This window comes from Nonomuraea sp. NPDC046570 (assembly GCF_040645915.1).
Taxonomy (GTDB): Bacteria; Actinomycetota; Actinomycetes; order Streptosporangiales; family Streptosporangiaceae; genus Nonomuraea.
In genome coordinates, this window is record NZ_JBEYZF010000001.1 from 404,222 (window position 1) to 430,802 (window position 26,581).

At 71.0% G+C, this 26,581-nt stretch carries 23 protein-coding genes; 15 read left to right on the forward strand and 8 right to left on the reverse strand.

Features of this window, described 5'->3' with window-relative positions; translation table 11 throughout:
* Positions 1-19: 19 nt before the first annotated feature.
* The 3 genes from ABZ911_RS01910 (at position 20) to ABZ911_RS01920 (ending at position 4,836) form a co-directional block, all read left to right on the forward strand.
* Complete coding sequence (locus ABZ911_RS01910) at positions 20-1,111, forward strand: NDP-sugar synthase (protein ID WP_358050494.1); 1,092 nt, start codon at positions 20-22, stop codon at positions 1,109-1,111.
* Positions 1,112-1,153: 42 nt separating this feature from the next.
* Positions 1,154-2,011: a DNA-3-methyladenine glycosylase 2 family protein gene (locus ABZ911_RS01915; RefSeq protein ID WP_358050497.1), complete on the forward strand. Its 858-nt coding sequence runs from the start codon at positions 1,154-1,156 to the stop codon at positions 2,009-2,011.
* 272 nt (positions 2,012-2,283) lie between these two features.
* Entirely contained in the window at positions 2,284-4,836 is a 2,553-nt protein-coding gene (locus ABZ911_RS01920) for a bifunctional FO biosynthesis protein CofGH (protein WP_358050500.1), read from the forward strand.
* Positions 4,837-4,899: 63 nt separating this feature from the next.
* On the opposite strand, the gene ABZ911_RS01925 is transcribed toward ABZ911_RS01920, so the two are convergent.
* From ABZ911_RS01925 to cofD, 4 genes are all read right to left on the reverse strand, one after another.
* Positions 4,900-5,319, reverse strand: coding sequence for a DoxX family protein (locus ABZ911_RS01925; RefSeq protein WP_358050503.1), 420 nt, complete (start codon positions 5,317-5,319; stop codon positions 4,900-4,902).
* A gap of 3 nt (positions 5,320-5,322) precedes the next feature.
* Positions 5,323-6,018 (reverse strand): lytic polysaccharide monooxygenase, encoded by a 696-nt coding sequence (locus tag ABZ911_RS01930; protein WP_358050506.1) that lies wholly within the window; start codon positions 6,016-6,018, stop codon positions 5,323-5,325.
* Positions 6,019-6,156: 138 nt separating this feature from the next.
* Positions 6,157-7,464 (reverse strand): coenzyme F420-0:L-glutamate ligase, encoded by a 1,308-nt coding sequence (locus ABZ911_RS01935; RefSeq protein ID WP_358050509.1) that lies wholly within the window; start codon positions 7,462-7,464, stop codon positions 6,157-6,159.
* Positions 7,461-8,399, reverse strand: coding sequence for a 2-phospho-L-lactate transferase (gene cofD / locus ABZ911_RS01940; protein WP_358050512.1), 939 nt, complete (start codon positions 8,397-8,399; stop codon positions 7,461-7,463). The genes ABZ911_RS01935 and cofD overlap by 4 nt, the downstream gene beginning before the upstream one ends.
* Positions 8,400-8,593: 194 nt before the next feature.
* Here cofD and ABZ911_RS01945 point away from each other — a divergent pair, with 194 nt between their 5' ends.
* From ABZ911_RS01945 to ABZ911_RS01960, 4 genes are all read left to right on the forward strand, one after another.
* The gene (locus ABZ911_RS01945; RefSeq protein WP_358050516.1) at positions 8,594-10,555 is read left to right on the forward strand and encodes a hypothetical protein; all 1,962 of its coding nucleotides are present in this window, start codon (positions 8,594-8,596) and stop codon (positions 10,553-10,555) included.
* 315 nt (positions 10,556-10,870) lie between these two features.
* The gene (locus tag ABZ911_RS01950) at positions 10,871-11,131 is read left to right on the forward strand and encodes a WhiB family transcriptional regulator (protein ID WP_358050519.1); all 261 of its coding nucleotides are present in this window, start codon (positions 10,871-10,873) and stop codon (positions 11,129-11,131) included.
* Between the two features lie 107 nt (positions 11,132-11,238).
* On the forward strand, positions 11,239-14,091 hold the full coding sequence (locus tag ABZ911_RS01955) for a glycosyltransferase family 2 protein (RefSeq protein WP_358050522.1): 2,853 nt from the start codon (positions 11,239-11,241) through the stop codon (positions 14,089-14,091).
* Positions 14,088-15,431: a DUF5719 family protein gene (locus tag ABZ911_RS01960; protein WP_358050525.1), complete on the forward strand. Its 1,344-nt coding sequence runs from the start codon at positions 14,088-14,090 to the stop codon at positions 15,429-15,431. Before ABZ911_RS01955 ends, ABZ911_RS01960 begins: the two co-directional genes overlap by 4 nt.
* Before the next feature lie 3 nt (positions 15,432-15,434).
* Here the strand turns inward: ABZ911_RS01960 and ABZ911_RS01965 are convergent, their stop codons facing one another.
* On the reverse strand, positions 15,435-15,878 hold the full coding sequence (locus ABZ911_RS01965) for a metallopeptidase family protein (RefSeq protein ID WP_358050528.1): 444 nt from the start codon (positions 15,876-15,878) through the stop codon (positions 15,435-15,437).
* A gap of 135 nt (positions 15,879-16,013) precedes the next feature.
* Here ABZ911_RS01965 and ABZ911_RS01970 point away from each other — a divergent pair, with 135 nt between their 5' ends.
* The 5 genes from ABZ911_RS01970 to ABZ911_RS01990 are packed head-to-tail and all read left to right on the forward strand — an operon-like array spanning position 16,014 to position 20,031.
* A complete protein-coding gene (locus ABZ911_RS01970) occupies positions 16,014-16,382 on the forward strand; it encodes a DUF3499 domain-containing protein (protein WP_358050531.1) in 369 nt (122 codons plus the stop codon).
* Positions 16,383-16,439: 57 nt separating this feature from the next.
* Complete coding sequence (locus tag ABZ911_RS01975) at positions 16,440-17,795, forward strand: phosphomannomutase/phosphoglucomutase (protein ID WP_358050534.1); 1,356 nt, start codon at positions 16,440-16,442, stop codon at positions 17,793-17,795.
* The gene (locus ABZ911_RS01980) at positions 17,792-17,959 is read left to right on the forward strand and encodes a Trm112 family protein (protein WP_358050537.1); all 168 of its coding nucleotides are present in this window, start codon (positions 17,792-17,794) and stop codon (positions 17,957-17,959) included. The genes ABZ911_RS01975 and ABZ911_RS01980 overlap by 4 nt, the downstream gene beginning before the upstream one ends.
* Positions 17,956-19,062, forward strand: coding sequence for an SIS domain-containing protein (locus ABZ911_RS01985; protein WP_358050540.1), 1,107 nt, complete (start codon positions 17,956-17,958; stop codon positions 19,060-19,062). Before ABZ911_RS01980 ends, ABZ911_RS01985 begins: the two co-directional genes overlap by 4 nt.
* A gap of 42 nt (positions 19,063-19,104) precedes the next feature.
* Positions 19,105-20,031 carry a cation diffusion facilitator family transporter gene (locus ABZ911_RS01990; RefSeq protein ID WP_358050543.1) on the forward strand — a complete coding sequence of 309 codons (927 nt, stop codon included), beginning with the start codon at positions 19,105-19,107 and terminating at the stop codon, positions 20,029-20,031.
* Positions 20,032-20,046: 15 nt separating this feature from the next.
* On the opposite strand, the gene ABZ911_RS01995 is transcribed toward ABZ911_RS01990, so the two are convergent.
* Together ABZ911_RS01995 and ABZ911_RS02000 are read right to left on the reverse strand one after the other, a co-directional pair.
* Positions 20,047-20,526, reverse strand: a complete 480-nt coding sequence (locus ABZ911_RS01995) for a GerMN domain-containing protein (protein WP_358050548.1) — start codon at positions 20,524-20,526, stop codon at positions 20,047-20,049.
* A complete protein-coding gene (locus ABZ911_RS02000; RefSeq protein ID WP_358050553.1) occupies positions 20,523-20,882 on the reverse strand; it encodes a MerR family transcriptional regulator in 360 nt (119 codons plus the stop codon). The genes ABZ911_RS01995 and ABZ911_RS02000 overlap by 4 nt, the downstream gene beginning before the upstream one ends.
* 100 nt (positions 20,883-20,982) lie before the next feature.
* On the opposite strand from ABZ911_RS02000, the gene ahcY reads away from it, so the two are divergent.
* Positions 20,983-22,410 (forward strand): adenosylhomocysteinase, encoded by a 1,428-nt coding sequence (ahcY, locus tag ABZ911_RS02005; RefSeq protein WP_358050556.1) that lies wholly within the window; start codon positions 20,983-20,985, stop codon positions 22,408-22,410.
* Positions 22,411-22,564: 154 nt separating this feature from the next.
* Positions 22,565-23,785 (forward strand): adenosylhomocysteinase, encoded by a 1,221-nt coding sequence (locus ABZ911_RS02010; protein WP_358050559.1) that lies wholly within the window; start codon positions 22,565-22,567, stop codon positions 23,783-23,785.
* On the opposite strand, the gene ABZ911_RS02015 is transcribed toward ABZ911_RS02010, so the two are convergent.
* The gene (locus tag ABZ911_RS02015) at positions 23,782-24,414 is read right to left on the reverse strand and encodes a DUF305 domain-containing protein (protein ID WP_358050562.1); all 633 of its coding nucleotides are present in this window, start codon (positions 24,412-24,414) and stop codon (positions 23,782-23,784) included. The two genes, ABZ911_RS02010 and ABZ911_RS02015, sit on opposite strands and share 4 nt — an antisense overlap.
* Positions 24,415-24,684: 270 nt before the next feature.
* Between ABZ911_RS02015 and ABZ911_RS02020 the strand changes: the two genes are divergently transcribed.
* On the forward strand, positions 24,685-26,085 hold the full coding sequence (locus ABZ911_RS02020; protein ID WP_358050565.1) for a hypothetical protein: 1,401 nt from the start codon (positions 24,685-24,687) through the stop codon (positions 26,083-26,085).
* The last annotated feature ends 496 nt before the right edge of the window (positions 26,086-26,581 follow it).

The window sequence follows — 26,581 nt, forward strand, 5'->3', positions numbered from 1 at the left end:
TGGGTAGCCTCTCGGGGTGATGGAGAGCTCTTTGCCGGACCTCGAGGCGATCCTCCTGGTGGGGGGCCAGGGCACGCGCCTGCGTCCGCTGACACTGGGCACGCCCAAGCCGCTGCTGCCGACCGCGGGTGTGCCGTTCCTGGCCCACCAGCTCGCGCGCGCCCGCTCGTTCGGGGTGCGCAGGATCGTGTTCGCCACCTCCTACAAGGCCTCGATGTTCGAGCCCGTCTTCGGTGACGGGGCGGCGCTCGGGCTGGAGCTCGTCTACATGACCGAGGAGGAGCCGCTCGGCACCGGCGGGGCGATCCGCAACGCCGCGCAGGGGCTCACCGCCGGTCCCGCCGACCCGGTGCTCGTGCTCAACGGCGACATCCTGTCCGGGCACGACATCGGCGACCAGGTTCGCCGGCATGTCGCCCGCGAGGCCGCGGTGACGCTGCACCTGACCGAGGTGGACGACCCCACCCGTTTCGGCTGCGTGCCGACCGACGACGAGGACCGCGTCACCGCCTTCCTGGAGAAGACGCCCACTCCCGTCACCAACCGGATCAACGCCGGCTGCTACGTCTTCACCCGCTCGGTGATCGACACGATCCCGGCCGGTGAGGTGGTCTCGGTGGAGCGGCAGACGTTCCCCGGGCTGATCGCCTCGGGCGAGCTGGTGCTCGGCTACCCCGACCGCACCTACTGGCTGGACGTCGGGACCCCCGCCGCCTTCGTGCGCGGCTCGCGCGACCTGGTGCTCGGGCGCCTGGCCTCGCCCGCGCTGCCCGGACCGGCGGGCGAGTTCCTCACGCTGCCGGGCGCGCGGGTGTCGGCCGAGGCCAAGGTCACCGGCGGCACCGCGGTGGGCGCGCGGGCCGTGGTCGAGGCGGGCGCCTCGGTCGCGGGCAGCGTGCTCGGCGACGACTGCGTGATCGGCGAGGGCGCCTCGGTGACCGACTCCGTGGTGGGCCGCGGCGCGCACGTGCGCTCCGGCACCGTGCTGCGGGACGCCGTGATCGGCGACCGCGCGGTGGTCGGCCCTGGCAACGAACTGCTCGCGGGCTCGCGCGTGTGGCCCGGCGTGGAACTGCCCGAGTGCGCGGTGCGGTTCTCCAGCGACGTCTGAGTGGTGATGGAGCGCGCGTGGGTTCCGCCGGGACCGCTGGACGTGCGGCTCGTTCTCGGGCCGCACCAGCACGGCGGCCACGACCCCACGTGGCGCACCGGCACCGACGGCTCGGTCTGGCGCGCCTGCCGTACTCCTGACGGGCCCGGCACCCTCAGGGTCTCGGTGCGGCCGCCGGTCGTGCTCGGCGAGGCGTGGGGGCCCGGGGCGCGGTGGCTGCTCGACACGCTGCCCGCCCTGCTGGGCGTGGATGACGACCCGTCAGGCTTCGAGGTACGGCACGACGTGCTGAAGGACGTGGCCAGGCGGCATCCCGGGCTGCGCATCGGGCGGACCGGGCGGCTGTTGGAGGCGCTGGTGCCGGCCGTACTGGAGCAGAAGGTGGTGGGGCAGGAGGCCTGGCGGGCGTGGGGGTGGCTGCTGCGCCGCTACGGTGAACCGGCTCCCGGGCCCGCTCCGGAGGGGATGAGGGTGGTTCCCGAGCCCGCGGTCTGGCGTCAGATTCCGGCCTGGGACTGGCACCGGGCGGGGGCGGAGGCGGTCCGGGCGCGGACGATCGCGATTGCCGCCTGGCATGCCGGGAAGCTGGAGGCGGCCGTCACCAGCGCGGAGGCCGATCGGCTGCTGCGCGCGCTGCCGGGGATCGGGGTGTGGACGTCGGCCGAGGTCCGCCAGCGCGTCCACGGCGATCCCGACGCGGTGAGCGTGGGCGACTTCCACCTGGCCAAGATCGTCGGGTGGGCGCTGACGGGGGAGCGGGCCGACGACGCGGGGATGATGCAGCTGCTGGAGCCGTACCGGGGGCATCGGCACCGGGCCACGGTTCTCATCGGGCTCAGTGGGCTGAGGCCGCCCGCGCGCGGACCCCGTGTGCCCGCTCGCGACTACCGCTCCTTCTAGCGTTGCGCCTGCGGGCGCTCGCGCTGCTCCAGTCACGGCCGTCTCGGGTGTCGGCGCCGTACCTCGGGCCGAGGATCGCGAGGGCGGCGAGGAAGGCGAGGACGATGAGCCAGCTCATGGTGTGTGTCTCCTTGGTTCGTTGCTGTGCCTCCATTATTTGCCTGTGCATCTATTTATGTCTATCGAGACTTTCTATCGTCAACGCTTCAGCGTTGTTAAACCATGGGAGGCGGTGATGCGTATCCAGTATCCAAAGTCGTAGGGTTTCCGGTATGAGTCTCGTCAGCGATTCCGCCCTCCGCCGCGCCCTCGCCCGCGCCCGCGACGGCAAGGCCCTCGACCTCACCGAGGCCGTGGTCCTGCTGCAGGCCCGTGGCGACCACTTGGACGCCCTCCTCGCCCACGCCGCGAGGGTTCGCGACGCCGGACTGGAGGCGGCCGGCCGGCCCGGGGTGATCACCTACAGCAGGAAGGTCTTCATCCCGCTGACCAGGCTGTGCCGGGACCGCTGCGGCTACTGTACGTTCGCCACCGCGCCGCACAAACTGCCCGCCCCCTTCCTCGGCCCCGACGAGGTCCTGGAGATCGCCCGCCAGGGCGCCGCCATGGGGTGCAAGGAGGCTCTGTTCACGCTGGGCGACCGGCCCGAGGACCGCTGGCACCAGGCCCGCGAGTGGCTCGACGCGCACGGCTACGACGACACGCTCTCCTATGTGCGGGCCATGGCGATCCGGGTGCTGGAGGAGACCGGGCTGCTGCCGCACCTGAACCCCGGCGTGCTGAGCTGGCGAGACCTGCAGCGGCTCAAGCCCGTCGCGCCGTCGATGGGCATGATGCTGGAGACCACCTCGCGGCGGCTGTTCGAGGAGAAGGGCGCCGCCCACTACGGCTCGCCCGACAAGGACCCCGCCGTACGGCTGCGCGTGCTGGAGGACGCCGGGCGCTCCAACGTGCCGTTCACCACCGGCATCCTCATCGGCATCGGCGAGACCATCGAGGACCGGGCCGAGTCGATCTTCGCGATCCGGCGGGTGGCCAGGGAGTACGGCGGTGTCCAGGAGGTCATCGTGCAGAACTTCCGCGCCAAGCCGGACACCGCCATGCGCGGCCTGCCGGACGCCGACCTGCAGGAACTGGCCGCCACCATCGCGGTCACCCGGCTCCTGCTCGGCCCCCGGATCCGCGTCCAGGCCCCGCCCAACCTGGTCGACGCCGAGTACGCGCTGATGATCCGTGCCGGAATCGACGACTGGGGCGGGGTGTCGCCGCTGACGCCCGACCACGTCAACCCCGAACGCCCGTGGCCGCAGATCGACGACCTGGCCTCGCGTACGGCGGAGGCCGGATTCGCGCTGCGCGAGCGGCTGACGATCTACCCCGAGTACGTCAGGGCCGGTGAGCCCTGGCTCGACCCCCGCCTGTTCGCGCACGTCTCCGCACTGGCGGACCCGGCCACCGGGCTGGCACGGGAGGACGCGGTGCTCCAGGGGCGTCCCTGGCAGGAGCCCGACGGCGGGTTCGCGGCGTCGGGACGGGTGGACCTGCACGTCGAGGTGGACACCACGGGCAGGACCGGGGACCGCCGCGACGACTTCGACAACGTCTACGGCGACTGGGACGCCCTGCGCGAGCGCCTGGCCGCCCCGGCGGTCGGGGTGCTGGGGGATGTGGCCGAGGCGCTGCGGCAGGCGGAACGCGATCCCGGCGGGCTGAGCGACGAGCAGGCCGCCGCGCTGATGGGCGCCGAAGGCGACGCCCTTGAGGCGCTGGCCGGGCTCGCCGACGCGTTGCGGAAGGAGGCGGCCGGGGACGACGTCACCTACGTGGTCAACCGCAACATCAACTTCACCAACGTCTGCTACACCGGCTGCCGGTTCTGCGCCTTCGCCCAGCGGCGGACCGACGCCGACGCCTACACCCTCTCCCTCGACCAGGTGGCCGACCGTGCCGCCGAAGGGTGGGAGGCGGGGGCCACCGAGGTGTGCATGCAGGGGGGCATCCACCCCGACCTGCCCGGCACCGCCTACTTCGACATCGCCAAGGCCGTCAAGGCGCGTACGCCCGGCATGCATGTGCACGCGTTCTCGCCGATGGAGGTGGTGAACGGCGCCAGCCGTACCAACCTGTCCGTCGAGGACTGGCTGACGGCGGCCAAGGAGGCCGGGGTCGACTCGCTGCCGGGGACCGCCGCGGAGATCCTCGACGACGAGGTGCGGTGGGTGCTGACCAAAGGCAAGCTGCCCGCCGATGAGTGGATCGACGTGATCACCACCGCGCACCGGGTGGGCATCCCGACCACCTCGACCATGATGTACGGGCACGTCGACACGCATCTGCACTGGGTGCGGCACATCCGGCTGATCAGGAGCCTGCAGGAGCGGACGGGCGGGTTCTCGGAGTTCGTGCTGCTGCCGTTCGTGCACCACAGCGCGCCGATCTACCTGGCGGGCGTGGCCAGGCCGGGGCCGACCGCGCAGGAGAACCGCGCGGTGCACGCCATGGCCAGGATCCTGCTGCACGGCGCGATCGCGAACATCCAGTGCTCCTGGGTCAAGCTCAGGGATGACCTGTGCCGCCAGGTGCTGCGCGGCGGGGTCAACGACCTGGGCGGCACGCTGATGGAGGAGACGATCAGCCGCATGGCCGGCTCGGAGAACGGCTCCTACAAGACGATCAGCGAGATCGCCGAGATGGTCACCCCCACCGGCCGCCCGCTCCGCCAGCGCACCACCGAGTACGGCACGCCGTCCGCCGAGCGCCTGGCGGCCGCGCAGGCCAGTGACGGCGTCTGCGGCAGCGTGCGCCGAGTGCTGCCACTGGCCTGACCTTCGTTCCCAGCCCGATCGGGCGCCGTCGCTCCGGCACCCGATCGGGCGGTCGCGTGTCGGTCACGAACTCCGTGGAGTCCGTATCCGGCGATAGGCCCGGTTCACCACCGTGTCCAGGGCCCAGGGCCCGCTCCCGAACAGCACCACCACCAGGAACGACCAGCAGAACAACGCCGCCGCCTCGCCCCCGTTGATCAGCGGGAACAGTCCCTTGGGCAGGTGGACGGTGAAGTAGGCGTAGGCCATCGTGCCGGAGCAGACCAGCGCGGCGACTCTCGTGCCCAGGCCGATCATCACCAGCCCGCCGCCGCCCAGTTCGATGACCGCCGCCCACCACTCCGGCCAGGCGCCGAGCGCCGGAGGCGTGCCGCCGCGGGGACCGCCGAGGACGCCGAACAGGGCGGCGGCCCCATGGCAGGCGAACAGCAGCCCGACCACGATGCGGAACATCGACACCACCGCGTCACGGATGCGCTGCACAGGTCAGACCCGCTGCCAGAGCGCCGGGACGTTCGGCGGCTCCCAACCGGGGATGGCGGTGTGCGGCTGGACGCAGCGGTAGGACTGCCCGCCGTAGGTGACCACCGCGCCCACCGAGTAGGCGGTACCCGCGGACCAGGTGCCGCCGGGGACCGTCGGCGTCGGGGTGGGCGTGGGAGTCGAGGTGGGAGTGGGTGTGGGGGTGGGAGTCGGGGTGGGGTTCGGGTTGCCGCCGCCGACCTGGAGGTCGATGCAGGCGTAGAAGGCGTTCTGGGTGTCCGCGACGTTCCAGATGGCCAGGACCTTCTGCCTGCCGGTGTAGCCGGACAGGTTCACCTGGTGGGAGACCGTGGCCGGGGGCTGGCGGCCGTTGTCGTTGATCACCGCGACCCTGGTGCCGCCGATGTAGTACTCCCAGGTGCTGGTGGCGTGCCTGGCGGTCAGGGTCCAGGTGAAGTTGACGCTGGTGCCGACGCTGGTGACGGGCCAGGCCTTGCTCTCGTCGCTGAGCGGCGCCCAGCGGGAGTCACCGGCGTGGCAGTTGCGCTGGCCCTTGGGGCCCTCGACGCTCTGCGGCTCCCAGACGATGGGGCCGCAGTTGGCCACCCGTCCGGCCTTGCAGTGCGCCTGCCTGCTGGGTGGTTGCGAGACGTACCCGTGGGCCAGGGCCGGAGAGGCGACGAAGATCGTAGTGCTCATCGCGACGACTGTCGCGGCGAGTAACGTGAGCACCTTTCGCATGAAACTGCTCCTCTACGTGGGGGGATAGTCCAAACATAAAGGAAAGTTTCCTAACGGTAAATGGCCATCTGACAGGAAACGCCATAGGATGTCAGATCAGCGAACGAGGATGAAGTCCCCCGGATCCCGCGGAGCGCGATCCCGTGGCGGAGCGGCGCCGTGCCCGATCGCCACGGCGCCCATCGGGTCCCAGGACTCGGGCAGGCCGAGGAGCTCGCGGACGGCCGGGCGGCAGAACATCGTGGACGACACCCACGCCGACCCCAGCCCCTCGACCGCGAGCTGGATCAGGAAGTTCTCCACTCCGGCCCCCGTCGCCACCACGAACATCTCGCGCTCGGCGGCGTTGCGCCGCTCGTCGCGGTAGGTGTGCGAGCCCTCCATCACCAGGCACGGCACGGCCAGATAGGGCGCGTTGCGCAGTACTTCGCCGCGCCTGATCCGCTTGGCGATCGACTCCTCGGAGAAGCCGTCGCCGCGCAGGTCGGCGATCCAGGCGTCGCGCATGGCGTCCAGCAGCTTCACCCGCGTGGCCGCCGACTCCACCAGGACGAAGCGCCACGGCGTCGTGTGGTGCGGCGCGGGCGCCGCGATGCCCGCGGCGACCGCCTTCCGCACCGCCTCGGGGTCGACGGGCTCGGCGGAGAACTCCCTGATGGTACGGCGGGCGAAGACGACGTCGCGGGAGCCGTACCGGAAGAGGTCCTCGTCGGCGGGGCGGAGCAGGGCGCGCACGCCGGGGCCCGCCTCGTCGGTGACCAGGTGGGACAGGCCGCGGACGACGGCCACGGGGACGCCGGACAGCTTGCCCTTGACCAGTTCGGCGGCGGCGGCGATCTCGTCGATGAGGGCGGTGACGGTGGCGCTGAGCGGGTTGCCGTGGGTGTCCACGCCGCCCCGGAAGTCTTCGAGCGGCTGGACCCCGGCGGCGCCGATCGCCAGGTCGGTCAGCCCGTGACGCCACGGGCGGCCGAACGTGTCGGAGATGATCACCCCGACCTTGGCGGGGGCCAGGGCGGCGCGGACCCTGCGGGCCGTGGCGTCGGAGTCCTCGGGCAGCAGGAGCACGGTGCCCGGCTCGGTGTTGGAGGCGTCGACTCCGGCGGCGGCCATCACGAAACCGTGCCTGGTCTGCGAGATCACCGTGTCGCCGCGGCGGGCGACCACGCGCTCGGTCTCCGCGGCGATGGCGTCGGTGCGGTCGTCGGCCTGCCGGATCCGGCCCTCGGCCTTGCTGACGATCTTCGAGGTGATCACCAGGATGTCGCCGTCGCGCAGCCCGGCGCCGGCGAGCAGGGCGGCCAGGTCGTCACCGGGGCGGACCTCGGGCAGGCCGGTGACCGGAAGGATCTCGATCCGAGCGGGCGGCTCCTCGTGCGGGGTGGAGCGCGGGTCGGCGGTCATCGGGACAGCTCCTCGGCCAGGTCGAGCGCGGCGCGGGCGATCGCGGACGCCGCTTCGGTGTCGTGCATGATCAGCGGGCGCGGCTCGACGCGGACGCCCTCCAGGGCCACGCCGGAGTCCTCGGGGGCCACCAGCCAGCCGTTGACCAGGTCGCCGCCGTAGAGCTCCAGGACGGCCTGGGCGGAGGTCTCGACGCCGATCGCGGTCAGGCAGGCGTCGGCCATGCCGCGCACCGGGGCGCCGCCGATGATCGGGGAGACGCCCACGACGGTCTTGGCGACGAGCGCGTCCCGGATGCCCGGGATCTGGAGGATCGTGCCGATGCTGACCACCGGGTTGGACGGCGGCAGGATCACCGCGTCCGCCTCGGCGATCGCCTCCAGGACGCCGGGGGCCGGGGTGGCGCTGTCGGCGCCGATCAGGGCGATCGATTCGGCGGGGACGGCGGCGCGGAGCCGAACCCACCACTCCTGGAAGTGGATCGCGCGGCGGCCCTTCTCGTCGGTGATCACGACGTGGGTCTCGCAGCGGTCGTCGCTCATCGGCAGCAGGCGCACGCCCGGCTGCCAGCGGGCGCACAAAGCCTCGGTGACCTGGGAGAGCGGGTAGCCGGCCTCCAGCATCTGGGAGCGGACGATGTGCGTGGCGAAGTCGCGGTCGCCGAGGCCGAACCACTGCGGCTCGACGCCGTAGGCGGCCAGCTCCTCCTTGACGGTGTGCGACTCCTTCTCGCGCCCCCAGCCCTGCACCTCGTCGATGCCGCCGCCCAGCGTGTACATCACGGTGTCGAGGTCGGGGCAGACGCGCAGGCCGAACAGGGTGATGTCGTCACCGGTGTTGCCGATGACGGTGATCTCTGCTTCCGGGGCGGTGGCACGGAGTCCGCGCAGGAAGCGGGCGCCGCCGATTCCGCCGGCGAGGGACACGATTCGCATGTGGCCAGTCTGTCATTCCGCTCTGACAGCCCTGTCTGGGGAGCGAGCTTTCCATGACTTCAAGTAACGATATTTCCGGGTTTCTAGCAGGATGTAGGGCTATTGGGACAGATGATGTTGCTGGGACTCGGGGCAGCAAAGTCGGCTATGTGGCAAACTCCAGTCGGGCCAGAAGGACCCACCTGGGGGTAGCAGTGAGCAAAATTGACGTCAGCAGGCTTAGAGAGCCCGCTGCCTGGATCATGCTGGCCGTCGCGGCGATCGACGTTCTCGTCGCGCTCGGCGGGCTGCTGACCGGTGGCAGCCTCGGGGTCGGCTCGTTCCCCGCCCGCGCCGCGATCGCGCTGGGCAGCCTGACGAGCCCGGTCAACACCGCGCTGGTCATCGGGGCCGTCGTGCTGATGACCAAGCTCGGCCAGCCGTCGCCCAAGGCCAAGCAGGTCACCGTCCTCGCGGGGGCCACCCTGGCGGTCGCGACGCTCTTCGGCGCGATCTGCCTGCTGCTCGGCCTCTTCTCCGGCTTCGGCTTCGGCTCGCTGCTGGAGTTCCTGCTCTCCGGCCTGCCGAGGCTGGCGCTGACCGCGATCGCGCTGGTCTACCTGCTCCCGCAGGTGCTGCCCGAGCGCCCCGCGACCCCCGCCTACGGCGCGGCCCCCGGCTTCGGCCAGCAGCAGTACGGCCAGCCGCAGTACAACCAGCAGAGCTTCGGCCACCAGGACCAGTCCCCCCAGGGGTACGGCCAGCAGCAGGAGCACCAGGGCTACGCCCAGCAGCAGCAGCAGCAGCCCGAGCCCGCCCAGCAGAGCTACGGCCAGCAGGGCTACGCGCAGCAGCCGGACTCCGCCCAGCAGCCTTACGGCCAGCAGCCGGACTCCGCCCAGCACTCCTACGGCCAGCAGCCGGAGCAGGCCCAGCAGCCCTACTCCCAGCAGGGCTTCGGCCAGCAGGAGCAGGTCCAGCAGGGCTACCCGGCCCAGGACCAGGGCTTCGGCCAGCAGGACCAGGGATACGGCCAGCAGCCGCAGAGCTACGCGGGCCAGCCCGGCTACGCCCAGCAGCCGCAGAGCCAGGCCCAGCCGCCCCAGCAGCAGGCCTACCAGCCGCCGGTGCAGCACGAGATGCCCGCCCTGCCCGCGGGCCCCAGCGCCGCCGCCCCGGCCGAGCGCCAGGACTTCGGCTACACCGAGCCGTCCTACACGGACTCGAACTACGCGCCGTCGGGCACCCTGCCGAACGCCTACGCGCCGCCGCAGCAGGCTCCCCAGCAGGACTACCAGCCCGCGCCGTACGTCCCGGCCGACAGCCTTCCGAACGCCTACAACACCCCGGCCGACAGCCTCCCCAACGCCTACGCCCCCCCGGCGGAGAGCCAGCCGAGCGTCTACAACACTCCGGCGGACCAGCCGAGCGTCTACAACACCCCGGCGGAGAGCCAGCCGAGCATGTACGGCACCCCGGCCGACCAGCCGGGCGCCTACCTCCCGCAGACCGGCCAGAACTCCTACACCCCCCAGCCGGACCCGTACGCGCCTCCGGTGGAGAGCCAGCACTCCTACGCGCCGCCGCCCGCCGACAACCAGCCGGGCTACGGCAGGCAGGGCGAGCAGCCGCACCCCGCACCGGTCTACGACCAGCAGCCCTACCCCCAGGGCGAGACCGCGCCGAGCGTGCCGTACCCGCCGGTCGAGCAGCCGTACTACGAGCAGCCCCCTGCCTTCGACCAGCGCGGCGGCGGCCAGCCGTTCAGCGGGTACTCCGGCCAGGAGTACGGCCAGCAGCCCCTGTACCAGGAGCCCGACCCGCCGGTGGATCCCCGCTCCCAGCAGATCCACCACGCCTACCAGCAGGCGGAGAGCTACCAGCAGTCCACCGCGGGCACCCAGCCGCAGATGAACTACGAGCCCGACCTGCGCGTGCCCGACTACACGGGCCAGCCGACCACGGGCCAGCCCCACCAGGGCCAGCCGAGGCCGTACGACGACCCGTTCGGCCACCCGCAGGCTCCGGCTTACCAGCCGCAGGAGCCGCAGGGGGAGTCGACCATGAGGTTCGACGCGTCGATGTACCAGGGCGACGCTCTGGGCGGCCCGGCCCCCCGAGGCGACGAGCCGATCGACCCCACGGCCATATACACACCGAACGAACCCCGCAGGTAATGCTCTCTTAAAGGGCGACCAGAGAGAAGGTGGGCCTCGGGCGGGCGTCAAGTCTTGCCCTGGTACGGTTCCGACCGCTGACAGCGTTGAACAGGACAAGCCGAAACCATGGACACCGGTTCCGGCCCGTCTCGAACATCACATGGCAAGCACACCGGGGCGAGCAGGTCTTTCCCCGGATACCGGCATGCCGCTTGACGTCACCTACGGCACGCGCGTGTAATTACAGCCATGTTGTTACGCCTCTCAGAGGGTGGGTAAGAGGGAGGCGTCCATGGGGGGCTCCATTGCGGGCGGGCGGCAGGGAGGTGTGCAGTGACCGATCTGGTCATCGCACAGGATCAGCTTGACGCTGAAGAACTCGGCTGGCAGGAACGCGCACTCTGTGCGCAGACTGACCCGGAGGCGTTCTTCCCGGAGAAGGGTGGCTCCACCAGAGAGGCCAAGAAGGTATGCCGCTCGTGTGAGGTGCGTGCCGAGTGCCTGGAATACGCGCTCGAACACGATGAGCGGTTCGGCATCTGGGGTGGACTGTCCGAACGGGAACGCCGACGGATCAAGAAGCAGGCCGTGTAGGAGATAGCAACTAGACACAGGGTCACGCGGCGGCGAAGAGCCGACCGCGTGACCCTTTTTTCCTTATATGGTGTTGGCGCTGATCGTCCCCCCAGGAGCCGACACCGATGACCCGCCCCCCTGTCACCGCGATCGTGGTCACTCATGACGGCGCTCGCTGGCTGGGGGAGTCGCTGCAGGCCGTCCTCACGCAGACGCGTCCGGCCGACCGGGTGGTGGGGGTCGACAACGGCAGCAGGGACGGCTCGGCCGACGTGCTCAGGGACGCTCTCGGCGCGGGCAACGTGCTCGCCATGCCGCGCTCGACGGGGTTCGGCGCGGCGGTCGCCGAGGCGCTCGGCAAGCTGCCCGCCGTACCCGGTGAGTGGGTGTGGCTGGTGCACGACGACTGCGCGCCCGACCGGCACGCGCTGGCCGCGCTGCTGGCCGCCGCCAAGCGCGATCCCAGGGCCGCGGTGCTCGGCCCGAAGCTGCGCGACTGGCTGGACCGGCGGCTGCTGCTCGAAGTGGGCGTGACCGTCGACGGGACCGGCCGGCGCGACACCGGCCTGGAGGCCAGGGAGTTCGACCAGGGGCAGTACGACGGCGACCGGGACGTGCTGGCGGTCTCGACCGCGGGCATGCTGGTCCGCCGCGACGTCTGGGACGAGGTGGGCGGCCTCGACCCCACCCTCGCGCTCTTCCGCGACGACCTCGACCTGTGCTGGCGGGTGCGCAACGCCGGCCACCGGGTGGTGAACGTGCGGAGCGCGGTCGCCTGGCACGCGGAGGCGGCGGCCCGCAGGAGGCGGCGCATCACCGCCAGCGGCGACCACCCGCGCCGCCTCGACCGGCGCAACGCGATGTTCGTGATCATGGCGAACCTGCCGTTCCGCGCGCTGCCGTGGGCGCTGCTGCGCAACGTGGTCGCCTCGGTGCTGAGGACGCTGCTGCTCCTGCTGGCCAAGCAGCCGGCCAACGCCTACGACGAGGTGGCCGCGCTCGGCTCGATCCTGCTGCACCCCGGACGGCTGATCAGGGCCCGCAGGCGGCGAAGACCCGGGCGCAAGAAGGGGTACGCCGCGGTCAGGAAGCTGCTCGCGCCGCGCGGGATCGCCTACCGCCGACTGGCCGACCTGGTGCAGAGCTTCCTGTCGGGCGAGGGGCCGGTGGAGTCCGCGGGCCGCCACCACGCCGTGCTGGCTGGGCCCGGCGAGGCGGACGAGGTCCTGCTGGTCGACGAGTCCGGCTTCGTCAAGCGCTTCCTCAGCCGTCCCGGCGTGCTGCTGGTGCTCGCGCTGACGGTGGTCGCGCTGGTCGCCGAGCGTTCGCTGCTGGGCGGCGAGCGGCTCGGCGGCGGCGCGCTGGTGCCGGTCGAGGGCGGGGCCGCCGACCTGTGGCGCTTCTACACCGAGCCCTTCCACGACACCGGGCTCGGCTCGGCCGCCTGGGCGCCGCCGTACGTCGCGGTGCTGGCCGGGCTGTCCACGGTGTTCCTGGGGAAGACCTGGCTGGCGGTGTCGGTGCTGCTGCTCGGCGCGGTGCCGCTGGCGGGCATGTCCGCTTATCTGGCTACTCGGGCGATCATTCCGGCTGTTCCGCCGCGGATCTGGCTGGCCGCCACCTACGCGCTGCTGCCCGTCGCGACCGGGGCCGTCGCCTCGGGGCGGCTCGGCACGGCCGTGGTCTTCGTGCTGCTGCCGGTGTACGCGGCACTGGGCATCCGGGTGCTGTCCGGCGAGCGCCGCCGCGCCCGCCGCGCGGCCTGGGGGCTCGGGCTGCTGCTGGCCGTGGGCACGGCGTTCGTGCCGCTGGTCTACCCGCTGTTCGCGCTGCTCGGCGTGCTGGCCGTGGTGGCTTTCGGCGGGGTACGGCGGGGCGTGGTGGTGTCGATGGGGATCGCGCTTGCCGTACCTCTTGTGGTGTTGTTTCCCTGGTTGCAGGGGTTCGTCGCCGATCCGGGGCAGGTGCTGCTGGAGGCCGGGCTGCACCAGCCGTCGCTGGTCGACTCCGCGCTCGCCCCTGAGGCGCTGCTCACCTTCAGTCCCGGTGGACCGGGGCTGCCGCCGTTCTGGATCACCGCGGGGCTGATCGCGGCGGCGCTGGCCGCACTGCTGATGCGCCGCCAGCGGATGATCGTGGCGATCGGCTGGGGCGTCGCCCTGTACGGCGTGCTGGCCGCGATCCTGGTCAGCCGGGTCACCGTCACCCCGCTCGCGGGCGGCCAGGCGGCCCGTGCCTGGCCGGGGGTGCCGCTCGCGTTCGCCGCCACCGGCCTGCTGGTGCTGGCGGCGCTGACCGCGCACCGGCTGCCCGAGCTGCGGGCCGCGGGAGGGCTGCGCAAGGCGGGCGCCATGGGGGTGGCGGCGGTCGCCTTCACCACGCCGCTGCTGGCGGCCGGGCACTGGATGGCGTTCGGTGTGCAGGGGCCGTTGCGCGGTTCGGCGCCCGATCCGGTGCCCGCGCTGGCCGTGGTGGAGTCGAGGGCCGGGGAACGGACGGTGTTGCTGCGCCGTACCGCCGAGGGGATCGGGTTCACCGTGTTGCGGCGCCGTACCCCGTTGCTCGGGGAGTCCGAGCTGCCCGCGGCCGGCGGCGTGCGCGAGGTGGCGACGGCGGCGGCCGGGCTGGTCGCGGGGCGCGGCGGCGCGGACGCGGCCAAGCTCGCCGGGCTGGGCGTCGCCTATGTGGCGCTGGCCGGGCCCGTCGACCCCGAGCTCAGCAAGGCCCTGGTCGCCCAGCCCGACCTGGTGCAGGTCAGCCTGTCGGAGACGTCGGGGCTGTGGCGGCTGGCCATGCCTCCGGCCAGGATCCAGGCGCCGCCGGCGGACCCGCTGCACGCGCCGCTGCTGTGGGGGCAGGCCGCGCTGGTGCTGCTGGTGGCCCTGCTGGCCGCGCCGGGCAGCCGTACGGCCGACGCCGCCGACGCGCACGCCGACGTCCCGGTGATCGCCGGGCCGCAGCCGGCCGGTGCCCGATGAAGGCGTTCGTCGAGAGCAGGTTCGGCCTGGTCCTGCTGGTCCTCATCGCCCTGGGCGCGCTGTACGGCGTTGCCCACATGACCAGGCCCGCCCCCGCCCGGCCCCCGGTCGCGCAGCCGCGCAAGGTCGCCGTCGAGTCGGTCCGCACCGTGTGCCCGGCCCCGCGCGGCGACAAGGTCAGCGTGCTGGGCACAGGCCCGACGAAGGTCGGCTCGGCCACCGTGGACGGGCGGGGCACTCTCTGGCGCAAGACCGTCAAGGACACCGGGCCGCTGGTGGTCTCCGGCGCGGGCGGCCTCGAAGCCGGGCACGGCGCGCGGGTGACGAAGGGGGACGAACGCGGCCTGAGCGGGGTGCGCTGCACCGAGCCCGCCGCGACCACCTGGCTCGTCGGCCCCGGACCCTCGGCCGCGAAGGTCGTCCTGCACCTGGCCAACGCCGACAGCGCCCCCGCCGTCGCCGAGATCCTGCTGTACTCGGGCGAGGGAACCGTCGCCACCGACGCGGCCACCGGCATCGTGATCAAACCGGGCGAGCACCGCGACATCGACCTCAAGACGCTGGCCCCGTCGGCCACCGTCCTCGCCGTCGGCGTCACCACCACCGGCGGCAGGCTGGCCGTCGCCGCCCGAGCCTCGCTCGACGGCCGGGGCGTCGACTGGCTCCCGGCCTCCACCCCGCCCGCCACCCGCGTGGTGGTGCCGGGCATCCCGGCCGGCGGCGGACGCCGGGACCTGCTGGTGGCGGCTCCGGGCGAGACCGACGCCGTGGTCCGCGTCCAGGCGGTGACCGAGGACGGCGCCTACGCGATGAAGGGCCGCGAGACCGTCGAGGTCCCGGCGGGCAGCGTCGCCGTACTGGAGTTGACGAGCGGACTCGACGGCCAGGCGGCGGCGCTCGTCCTCACCTCGGAGGTCCCGGTGGTCGCCGGAGTGATCATCGCCGGCCCGGGGGAGCGGCAGGACGTCGCCTTCACCGCCGGAACCGCCCCCCTCGACCTGGGCAGCACCGTCGCCGACAACGGCAAGGGCTCCAAGCTCGTCCTCACCGCCCTGAACGGCCCAGGCTCGGTAAGGGTGCAGATCATGCCGGACAAGGGCAAACCCCCGGCCGCGTTCACCGTCGACCTGCCCGCCTCCCGCACCAGGAACGTCAAGCTCAAGGCCAAGGGCCCGTTCGCCGTGGTGGTCACACCGGTGTCCGGCCAGGTGTACGGCGGCCGCGTCACCGCGGAACGGCTGAAGAGCGGCCTGCTCATCACGGCCAGGCCGCTGGCCCCCGCCAGAACGTGGGCGATGCTCCCCACGCTGACCGGCTCCCCGGCGGTCGTGCTGCCCTGAGGGTCAGCCGCGCTCGTCGTAGCCGGGGTCGACGGTGTCCGGGGACACCCCCAGCAGGGTGGCGACCTGCTCGACCACGGCGTCGTGCACCAGGGCGCCCAGCGTGTCGCGGTCCCGGGCGCGGGCTTCGAGCGGGCGCCGGTAGATCACCACGGCCGCGGGGTCCTGGCCGGAGGCGGCGTCGGCACGGCCGAACGGAATGGGGTCGGAGCCGAGCCTGCCGGGACCGTCCCCCAGCTCACCGGCCGGAGGCACCTCCTCCACGGCGAACTCCACCGCGGCCAGTTGCTTGCCCCACTGCGGCTTGAGCCGGTCGACGGCGTCCAGCACGAGATCGTCGAAACGCTCGCTGCGCGAGCGGGCGATGGGCACGTGCGAGGGGGCCAGTGGGCCGCGCAGCCCGCGACCATGCCGGTCGCGGCGTCGAGGACCGCGCTTCGGATTCACCTGACCGAGTGTAGTCGGCCGGACATCGGTACAGGTGGGTGGAAACACTGTGACAGGTGTCCGAATTGTGGCGACACGCTCGTTAAGAGTGCTCAGATAGTGGCGCCCCGCACTCTTACCAGATACGGTCCCTCCGTGAGCCCCGTCCGCCGCTGTTCCCGCACTGCTTGCAGTCAGCCTGCCGTCTTCACGCTCACGTACGTTTACGCCGACTCGACCGCTGTTCTCGGCCCTCTGGCGACGTACGCCGAGCCACACTGTTACGACCTGTGCGCCGAACACGCCGAGCGACTGACCGCCCCCCGCGGGTGGGAGGTCGTCCGCCTGCCGACGGACGGCGGTTCTCCCAGTTCAGACGACCTGGAGGCGCTCGCCAACGCCGTGCGCGAGGCGGCCAGGCCGACCCCGTCCAGCGGCACCGAACCAGTCGGCCAAGGGGTCGAGGTCGGCCGCCGCGGGCATCTGCGTGTTCTGCGGTCCGCCCAACCCCGTGGCGATCGCTGAGGCTCCTGGGCACAGTAGGCTCGTTTCAGACGTAAGCGACCTAGGGGCGGAGCTGGAGTGGGCGACCTCGCCAAGATCTTCAAAGCGTACGATGTGCGCGGCGTCGTACCCGATGAGTTCGACGAGCGCACCGCCGAAGCCGTGGGCGCGGCCTTCGTGGAGGTGACCGGAGCCACCTCGGCCGTGGTCGCCCGCGACATGCGGCTGTCGTCCGAGCCGCTGTCCGACGCCTTCGTCCGCGGCGCGACCAGCCGGGGCGCCGACGTGATCGACGCCGGGCTCGGCTCCACCGACCTGCTCTACTACGCCAGCGGCAGCCTGGGGCTCCCGGGCGTGATGTTCACCGCCAGTCACAACCCCGCCCGCTACAACGGCATGAAGATGTGCCACGCGGGAGCCGTCCCCGTCGGCACCGACACCGGCCTGACCGCCATCCGCGACCGGGCGGCCGAGCTGCTCGCCGCCGGGCTCGGCGAGACCGGGCGCACGGGCTCTGTGATCGAGAAGGACCTGCTCCAGGGCTATGCCGAGCACCTGCGCACGCTCGTCGACCTGTCCGCGATCCGGCCGCTGAAGGTCGTCGTCGACGCCGGTAACGCGATGGCCGGTCACACCGTGCCCGCCGTGTTCGGGGGCCTGCCGATTGAGCTGACCCCGCTCTACTTCGAGCTCGACGGGTCCTTCCCCAACCACGAGGCCAACCCGATCGAGCCGGCGAACCTGCGCGACCTGCAGCGGGCCGTCCTGGCCACGAGGGCCGACCTCGGCCTGGCCTTCGACGGCGACGCCGACCGCTGCTGGGTGATCGACGAGCGCGGCGAGTCCGTCTCGCCCTCGACGATCACCGCCCTGGTCGCGACGCGGGAGCTGGCCAAGCACCCAGGCTCGACGATCATCCACAACCTGATCACCTCGCGGGGCGTGCCGGAGATCGTCACCGAGCACGGCGGCGTCCCCGTGCGCACCCGGGTCGGCCACTCCATCATCAAGGCGGAGATGGCCCGCACCGGCGCGGTCTTCGGCGGCGAGCACTCCGCCCACTACTACTTCCGCGACTTCTGGTACGCCGACTCCGGCATGCTGGCGGCGCTGCACGTGCTGGCCGCGCTGGGGGAGCAGGCCCGGCCGCTGTCGCAGGTGCTGGCCGCCTACGCGCGCTACCACGCCTCCGGCGAGATCAACAGCACCGTCCACGACCAGGCCGAGGCCGTCCGCCAGGTCCGCGAGACGTTCGAGGGGCGCGGCGCCTTCGACGAGCTCGACGGGCTGACCGTGGCCGGGCGGGACTGGTGGTTCAATCTCCGACCGTCCAACACCGAGCCGCTGCTCAGGCTCAACGCCGAAGCAGCCGACCCCAGCCAGATGGCAGCGATCAGGGACGAGGTCCTCGCTGTCGTAAGGAGCGAGAAGTGAAGATCGACGACTGGTTGCTGGAGATCCTCGCCTGCCCCGCGTGCAAGTCACCACTGCGCGCCGAGCTCGAGGCCGACGAACTGGCCTGCACCTCCTGCGGTCTCGTCTACCCGGTGCGGGACGACATCCCGGTGCTACTCGTGGACGAGGCGCGGAAACCGTGACCTGGGAGCCCGAGCGGCTCGACGACCAGGCCCTGCTCCGCGAGGGGGACCCGGGCGGCATGCTGCCCGCGGTCGCCTCGTCCGCGGCCCAGGTGCGCACCGCGCACAGGTCTGCCGTCGAGGCGGGCATCTCCCGGCTGGCCGGGTTCGGCCGCCCGCGCGCCATCGTGGTGGCGGGGATGGGCGCCTCGTCGGTCGCCGGCGACATCCTCAACGTCGTCTGCGGGCCCGGCTCGCCGCTGCCGATCGTGACCGTCAGGGGCTACCGGCTGCCCGGCTGGGTGGGGGCGGCCGACCTGGTGATCGCGGTGTCGCACTCCGGGGAGACCGAGGAGACGCTGGAGGTGGCGGCGCAGGCCGTACGGCGGGGGAGTTCGCTGCTCGCGGTCGGGACGGCCGGGTCGCCGCTGGAGGCGATCGCCCGGCAGGCCTCGGCGCTGTTCGTGCCCGTCACCTCCGGTGGGCAGCCGAGGGCCAACCTGTGGGCGCTGGCGATTCCGCTGGTCGCCGCCGCGGCCGAACTGGGGCTCACGCAGGCGGGGCCCGACCTGTACGAGAACGTGGCCAAGTCGCTGGAGGACATCGCGCACCGCTGCCGGCCGTCCAGCGAGTCGTTCATCAACCCCGGTAAGACGCTGGCCATGGAGCTGGCCGAGAGCGTGCCGATGATCTGGGGCTCCTCCCCGCTGGCGGCTGTCGCCGCGCACCGGCTGGCCGACCAGCTTCACGAGAACGCGAAGTACCCGGCGATCTGGGGCGAGCTGCCCGAGGCCGCCCACAACCAGGTGGTCGCCCTCGACGGGCCGCTGGCCGAGCGCGACATCTTCGCCGACACCGCCTCGCGTACGCTCAGACTGGTGATGATGCGCGACACCGAGGAGCATCCGCAGGTGGCGCGGCGGCGCGAGGTCTCGGCGCGGATGGCCGCCGACCGCGGGGTACCGGTCACCGAACTGGTCGCCGAGGGCGCGCAGCCGCTGGAACGGCTGGCCTCGCTGATCGTGCTGGGCGACTACGCCAGCGTCTATCTGGCCCTTGGTTACGGCATCGACCCGACCCCTGTGTCGGCGATCACAGAACTCAAGGCAAGGATTTCCCCCTAAGATCCCAGTCGGGATTTTGATTTCTATGAGTGGAGACGGCCTGTGAGCGCGGGTGGTGGAACTAAGGCGATCGTCGCGGCTTTGGTGGCGAACCTATCGATCGCGGTGGCGAAATTCGTCGCGGCCGCAGTTACCGGGTCGTCATCGATGCTCGCCGAGGGCATCCACTCGGTGGCGGACTCGGGCAACCAGGCCCTGCTGCTGCTCGGCGGCAAGCGGGCGCTGCGCGAGCGCGACAAGAAGCACCCCTTCGGCTATGGCCGCGAGCGCTACTTCTACGCGTTCGTGGTGGCCGTGGTGCTGTTCGCGATCGGCGCGCTGTTCTCCCTGTACGAGGGCTGGCACAAGCTGAGCTCCGACGAGGGGCTGCGGGATCCCTGGTGGGCGGTCGGCGTGCTGGTCTTCGCGATCATCGCCGAGTCGTTCTCCTTCCGTACCGCGATCAAGGAGTCGAACGCGGTCCGCGGGACGCAGTCGTGGTGGGCGTTCGTGCGCCACTCCAAGTCGCCCGAGCTGCCGGTCATCCTGCTGGAGGACCTCGGCGCGCTGTTCGGCCTGGTGTTCGCGCTGTTCGGCGTGTCCATGTCGATGGTCACCGGGGACCCGGTCTGGGACGCCATCGGCACCCTGATGATCGGTGTGCTGCTCGCCATCATCTCGATCATCCTGGCGATCGAGACGAAGTCGCTGCTGCTGGGCGAGAGCGCGGCGCCCGACGTGGAGGCCCAGATCGCGGCCGCGCTGGAGAGCTCGTCCGAGGTGAACCGGATCATCCACATGCGCACGCTGCACCTCGGGCCCGAGGAACTGCTGGTCGCGGCCAAGATCGCGGTGGAGCACAACGACACGGCGGCGGAGATCGCCAGGGGCATCGACGAGGCCGAGCAGCGCATCCGCGAGGCCGTACCGATGGCCCGGGTGATCTATCTCGAACCTGACCTCGACCGCTCCAGCGCCAACGCGGGCTAGGCGTACCCGGCCTCGTCATTCCCGCCCGCCGAGGCACACCCTCCCCGAGTTGGTCTGCTCGAACAGGCAGCGCCCGTCCTTGTCCAGCGAGATGACCTTGCGGACCGACGGGAACTGCCTGAGCGTGGTCTCGATCTGGTGCAGGACCGTCGCGTCGCCGCCGACCCCCGTTCCCCAGACGGTACGGCAGAAGCGCACCTTCGCCACGCCCTTCTTGATCTTGAGCTGGAAGTCGGCGCCGCAGTCGGACCTGCCGCGGATGCGCCGGCCGAGATCCGACGTGAGCCCCTTGCGCCGCTCCGCCTTGGTCGGCCCGAGAATGAGCTGCTGGAGCGCGAACTTCGCGACCCCGCTGTCCGGCGCCTTCCTGGAGACCGGGACGACCTTGGCCGGGATGCCGTCGTTGGGCGGGGGTGCGACGAAGTACACCTTCACGTTGTGCGCGGGAGCGGCCGGCGCGAGGAACAGCGACGCGGCGAGCAGGATTTCCTTCATGACCTGTTGGACGGCCGATCGGCGGCCCTGGTTTGCAGCAGCCGCAACGCCTTCTCCTTCTCGAAGTCAAGGGCCCGCCTCGGAGCCTGAATACGACCTATCCGCAACCCCAGATCTCGTACTGCCTGCGTCACCGCGGGCTCGCTGAGCGCCCGCAGCGCGAAAGCCAGCTCGGCGGGCGAGATGTCGAACCGCTTCTCCAACTCCACCCCCTGCGCCACCGCCGCCAGCTCCTCGGCGCCGAACCGGCGATGCGCGCCGTGGTCCCGGACGGGCGGCAGCAGGCCGAGAGCCTCGCGGTATCGGAGCATTCGCGGGGACATGCCCAGCCGCCTGGCGGCCTCAGTAATGCGCATCCTGACATTCTTGCGTCAATTTCACCGTCCTGGGTGTGCGTCAGGCCGTGACAGCGGCCTAAACTCGACGGCGACAACTTCGTTTTGCGAGGGGAAACAGATGGACTTCAAGGTCGCCGACCTTTCACTTGCCGACTTCGGCCGCAAGGAGATCCGGCTCGCCGAGCACGAGATGCCCGGCCTGATGGCGGTCCGTAAGGAGTACGCGGCCACCCAGCCCCTTCGCGGCGCGAAGATCATGGGCTCGCTGCACATGACCATCCAGACCGCCGTCCTCATCGAGACGCTCGTCGCCCTCGGCGCCGAGGTCCGCTGGGTCAGCTGCAACATCTTCTCCACCCAGGACCACGCCGCCGCGGCCGTCGCCGTCGGCCCCGAGGGCACCGTCGACAACCCGCAGGGCGTGCCGGTCTTCGCCTGGAAGGGCGAGACGCTGGAGGAGTACTGGTGGTGCACCGAGCAGGCGCTCACCTGGCCGGGCGGCGAGGGCCCCAACATGATCCTCGACGACGGCGGCGACGCCACCCTCCTGGTCCACAAGGGCAAGGAGTACGAGCAGGCCGGCGCCGTGCCGTCCGCCGGTGAGGACGACCCCGAGGAGTGGGGCATCATCCTCGACCTGCTGCGCCGTACCGTCGGCCCCGAGCAGAAGTGGACCAAGGTCGCCGACCAGATCAAGGGCGTCACCGAGGAGACCACGACGGGCGTGCACCGCCTGTACGAGATGTTCAAGGCCGGCACGCTGCTCTTCCCGGCGATCAACGTCAACGACTCGGTCACCAAGTCGAAGTTCGACAACAAGTACGGCTGCCGCCACTCCGTCATCGACGGCCTCAACCGCGCCACCGACGTGCTCATCGGCGGCAAGGTCGCGGTCATCTGCGGCTACGGCGACGTCGGCAAGGGCTGCGCCGACGCGCTGCGCGGCCAGGGCGCCCGCGTCATCGTCACCGAGATCGACCCGATCTGCGCGCTGCAGGCCGCCATGGACGGCTTCCAGGTGACCACGCTGGACGAGGTCGTCGGCATCGCGGACATCTTCGTGACCACGACCGGCAACTTCGACATCATCACCGCCGACCACATGGCGAAGATGAAGCACCAGGCGATCGTGTCCAACATCGGCCACTTCGACAACGAGATCGACATGGCCGGCCTGGGCCGCATCCCCGGCATCGTCAAGAACAACATCAAGCCGCAGGTCGACGAGTGGATCTTCCCTGACGGTCACTCCATCCTGGTGCTCGCCGAGGGCCGCCTGATGAACCTGGGCTGCGCCACCGGCCACCCGTCGTTCGTGATGTCGAACTCCTTCACCAACCAGGTGATCGCGCAGATCGAACTCTTCACGAAGACGGCGGAGTACCCGATCGGCGTGTACGTGCTGCCCAAGCACCTCGACGAGAAGGTCGCCCGCCTGCACCTCGACGCCCTGGGCGTCAAGCTCACCACCCTCACGAAGGCCCAGGCCGAGTACATCGGCGTGGACATCGAGGGCCCGTACAAGCCCGACCACTACCGCTACTGAGTCACCCCTTCTGTACGGCTGGCGCCCCTGCCCTCTCCGGTGGGCGCGGGGCCGGGGCCCGTCCGCCGACGCCACTCCGGCGCGGGGGCGGGCCGCCGTCACATCGGGATCGAGTGCAGGGTGGCGGCAGCCGTACAAGAGATGAGGTCAGAGGGTGGGGGAGCGGCGGATTGCGTGGGCCGGGCGGGCGATGCCCGTGCTGGCGGCGATCGGCGCGCGGTTCGCCGAGCAGCGTCCGCTGGACGGGTTGAAGATCGCCGCGTGCCTGCATGTCACCGCCGAGACCGCCGTGCTGATGGGCGCGCTGCGGGCCGGGGGCGCCGAGATCGCGCTGGCCGCGTCCAACCCGCTGTCCACGCAGGACGACGTCGCCGCGGCTCTGGAGACCTACGGCATCGCGGTGCACGCGCGGGCGGGCGTCGACCGGGCCACCTACTACCGGCACATCCACCAGGCGCTCGATCTCGGGCCCGACCTGGTGCTCGACGACGGGTGCGACCTGGTCAACATCCTGCACACCGAGCGCGTCGACCTGCTCGACGGTGTCAGCGGCGGTTGTGAGGAGACCACCACCGGGATCATCCGGCTGCGGCAGATGGCGGCCGAGAACGCGCTGCGCTTCCCCATGGTCGCGGTCAACGACACCCGAACCAAGCGCATGTTCGACAACCGGTACGGCACGGGCCAGTCGACGTTCGACGGCATCATGCGGGCCACCAACACCATGCTGGCCGGGCGTACCATCGTGGTCGCCGGGTTCGGCTACTGCGGGCGCGGTGTGGCCGAGCGGGCCAAGGGGCTGGGCGCGCGGGTGATCGTCACCGAGATCGACCCGGTCAAGGCGCTCGACGCGATGCTGCACGGCTACGAGGTGCGCCCCATGGAGCTGGCCGCGCCGGACGGGGACGTGTTCATCACCGTCACCGGCAACCGCGACGTCATCACGGGCGAGCACCTGGCCACCATGAAGGACGGCGCGATCCTCGCCAACGCCGGACATTTCGACGTGGAGATCGATGTGCGGGCGCTGGGCGAGCTGGCCGTCGAGACGCACGCCTCCGTCCGCCCGAACACCGATGAGTACGTCCTGGCCGACGGCCGCCGCCTGCTCCTGCTCGCCGAGGGCCGCCTGGTCAACCTGACCGCGGCCGAGGGGCATCCGGCCGCGGTGATGGACATGTCGTTCTCCGCGCAGGCGCTGGCGGTGGCCTGGCTGGCGCGGGAGCGGGCGGGGCTGGCGCCCGGGGTGTACGACGTGCCGCCGGAGATCGACGTGGAGGTGGCCAGGCTCAAACTGGCCGCGGCGGGTGTCGGCATCGACGCCCTGACCCCCGAGCAGGAGGACTACCTGCACTCCTGGCGGGTGGGTTCCTAGGCGGGCATCATCGCCTGCATGCGGCGGATCTCGGCCATCTGGGTGACGCTGACGTCCGCGGCCAGTTCCTCGATCCGCATGTGCGCGCCGTCCCTCAGCACCGTCTCCGACATCTGGATCGCGCCCTGGTGGTGGGCGATCATCAGGGTCAGGAACATCCGGTCGAAGTCCTTGCCCGAGGCCGCCTTGAGCCGCTCCATCTGCTCGGGCGTCGCCATCCCCGCCATGCCCTGGTGCGCGGCGTGATGCTCGGGCGCGCTCTGGCCCTGCTCGGTGAGCCAGTCGGTCATGAACTGGATCTCCGGCCCCTGGGCGTCCTTGATCCGTGAGGCGATGCCCTTGACCTGGGCGGATTCCGCTCGGGTGGGGGCCAGGACCGCCATGTCGAGTGCCTGCCGGTGGTGGACGATCATGTCCTTGACGTAGGTCACGTCGGCGGCGTTCGCGGTCTGCGTCGGCACCGCGACGGCGGCCTCGGAGGGGCTGAGCGTCTTGGCCGCCTCACCGGGGCGGCCCGGGGCGAGCACCGGCGCGGTGGAGTCCGCCCTGGGGGCGGGCGCGGGGCTGTCCGTGCACGCGGCCACGGTAAGGGCGAGGACACCTGCGACGACGATGAGCGCGACGCGCACCCGACCTCCTGACGTTTTCGGCCCTGAAAGTCGCACTTTATGGGCATTCGAATGGGTTGCGCCAGAGGGTCGCCGCTTCGCCGGGTGCCCGTGGGCGTGCGAGAAGGGCCGAAGGCGGGAATGTTACAGCCTTGGACCGTTACAGCTCAAGGTGTCATATGGCGATATTTCTTGACAACATGACCCCTAGTTGAGGGGGTTTCCAGCGTCGAAGATTTTCTCACTTATGTCGGCTTTATGGCGACATATGTGATCAAGGAGGTTCGTCGAGTGTTATCCCCCCGCAGAGCTCTTGTTTTCGTGGGAGCCGCTGCCGCGCTCCTGCTCACATCCACGCCGGTGCTCGCCGCGGACATCCCGCCGAACGACACCATCGTCACCAGCCCGAACGTCTCGCACGTGACGACCGTGCCCAAGCCTGCCCCGATCGCCGCCACGATCAACACCGACATCGCCTTCCAGGGCCACTACGCCTATGTCGGCAACTATGGCGGGTTCTCGATCTATGACATCAGGAACCCGAAGCAGGCGAAGGTCGTCAGCTCGGTCGTCTGCCCCGGTGCCCAGATGGACGTCTCCGTCTACGGTGACCTGCTCTTCGCCGCGGTCGACTCCTCGCGCAACAACGACTCGTGCAGCAGCACCGGACAGACTGCCACGAACAAGGACTCGTGGGAGGGCGTCAGGATCTTCGACATCCGCGACAAGTCCAACCCGCAGTACATCAAGTCGGTTGAGACCAACTGTGGCTCGCACACCCTGACGGTCGTGCCGGGCAAGGGCCGGGACAGGTCCAAGAACGTCTACGTGTACGTGTCGTCGTACTCGCCGTCGGCGAACTTCCCCGACTGCGCGCCGCCGCACGACAAGATCTCCATCATCAAGGTGCCGCTGCGCAGCCCCACCGAGGCGGCCGTCGCGGCGACGCCCGTCGTCTTCCCCGACGGCGGCAACGAGACCCAGCCCGGCCTGCTGCTGCCGACGAGCGGCTGCCACGACATCACCGCCTACGCCGAGAAGGACATCGCGGCCGGCGCGTGCATGGGTGACGGCGTGCTCTTCGACATCTCCGACCGGCTCGCCCCGAAGGTCACCGCGCGGGTCACCGACCCGAACTTCGCCTTCTGGCACTCGGCGACCTTCAGCAACAACGCCAAGAAGGTCATCTTCACCGACGAGCTCGGCGGCGGCGGCGCGCCCACCTGCAACGCCGTCATCGGCCCGAACCGTGGCGCCAACGCCTACTACGACGTCAAGCGCGGCCAGCTCGTCTTCAAGAGCTACTTCAAGATCCCGAGGCACCAGGCCGACAACGAGAACTGCGTCGCGCACAACGGCTCGCTGATCCCGGTCAAGGGCAAGGACATCATGGTCCAGGCCTGGTACCAGGGCGGCGTCTCGTTCATCGACTTCACCGACTCGGCCAACCCGCGCGAGTTCGGCTACTTCGAGCGCGGCCCCGAGAGCATCCCCGGCGGCGGCGGCATCTGGTCGGCGTACTACTACAACGGGTACGTCTACGCGGCCGACTTCCACAAGGGCCTCGACGTCATCAAGATCAACGACCGCCTGACGAACAGCGCCCGCGGCGTCCGGATGGACCACCTGAACGTCCAGACCCAGGAGTCCTACCGCGACCGGGGCGGCCACCACGACCACGACGACGACTGATTCCCCATCGTCAGCAGGTCACCGAGCGGGCCCGTCCCTTAGGCCCACTCCACCCCCCGACCTGCCTTGACAACCCCGCACGGTACGGCAGAGCCCACGCTCCGCCGTACCGTGCGGCTTTTCCAGGGATGCGCGAACACCTGGCATCAAAGGGGGCGAGATGCTCGTAGACGTCCGAACCCGGCCCTCGGACCTTCTCTTGGCTCGAACTCTCGGGCGTGCTCGAATCGGATCTCCCTGGAATGGGTCTCCTGGGGCGTCGAGGATGCTCGGCTGGAGCGCCGCTCGGAATGGGCGTGTTCGGTTGGAGGGTGGCGTTTTGGGGGTTCTGGGATGGCGTGGTGTGGTTGAGGTTGGGATGGGTATCGGGTCGGTATTCGGGAGGACGGAGTGGGATATCTGCTGACATAGTGGGGTCCGCTCTGATCTTTCGCCCTCAACAGGAGGTCCTCTGTGGCGTCCCGACTTGGCCGCGTGCTTGCGCTGGCGGGAGCGG

Excerpts from the sequence above, each read along its gene's own strand:
- ABZ911_RS01910 (WP_358050494.1), top strand. The coding sequence starts at position 20 with ATGGAGAGCTCTTTGCCGGACCTCGAGGCGATCCTCCTGGTGGGGGGC.
- ABZ911_RS01920 (WP_358050500.1), top strand. The coding sequence starts at position 2,284 with ATGAGTCTCGTCAGCGATTCCGCCCTCCGCCGCGCCCTCGCCCGCGCC.
- ABZ911_RS01930 (WP_358050506.1), bottom strand. The coding sequence starts at position 6,018 with ATGAGCACTACGATCTTCGTCGCCTCTCCGGCCCTGGCCCACGGGTAC.
- ABZ911_RS01935 (WP_358050509.1), bottom strand. The coding sequence starts at position 7,464 with ATGACCGCCGACCCGCGCTCCACCCCGCACGAGGAGCCGCCCGCTCGG.
- cofD (WP_358050512.1), bottom strand. The coding sequence starts at position 8,399 with ATGCGAATCGTGTCCCTCGCCGGCGGAATCGGCGGCGCCCGCTTCCTG.
- ABZ911_RS01955 (WP_358050522.1), top strand. The coding sequence starts at position 11,239 with ATGACCCGCCCCCCTGTCACCGCGATCGTGGTCACTCATGACGGCGCT.
- ABZ911_RS01960 (WP_358050525.1), top strand. The coding sequence starts at position 14,088 with ATGAAGGCGTTCGTCGAGAGCAGGTTCGGCCTGGTCCTGCTGGTCCTC.
- ABZ911_RS01995 (WP_358050548.1), bottom strand. The coding sequence starts at position 20,526 with ATGAAGGAAATCCTGCTCGCCGCGTCGCTGTTCCTCGCGCCGGCCGCT.
- ABZ911_RS02000 (WP_358050553.1), bottom strand. The coding sequence starts at position 20,882 with ATGCGCATTACTGAGGCCGCCAGGCGGCTGGGCATGTCCCCGCGAATG.
- ahcY (WP_358050556.1), top strand. The coding sequence starts at position 20,983 with ATGGACTTCAAGGTCGCCGACCTTTCACTTGCCGACTTCGGCCGCAAG.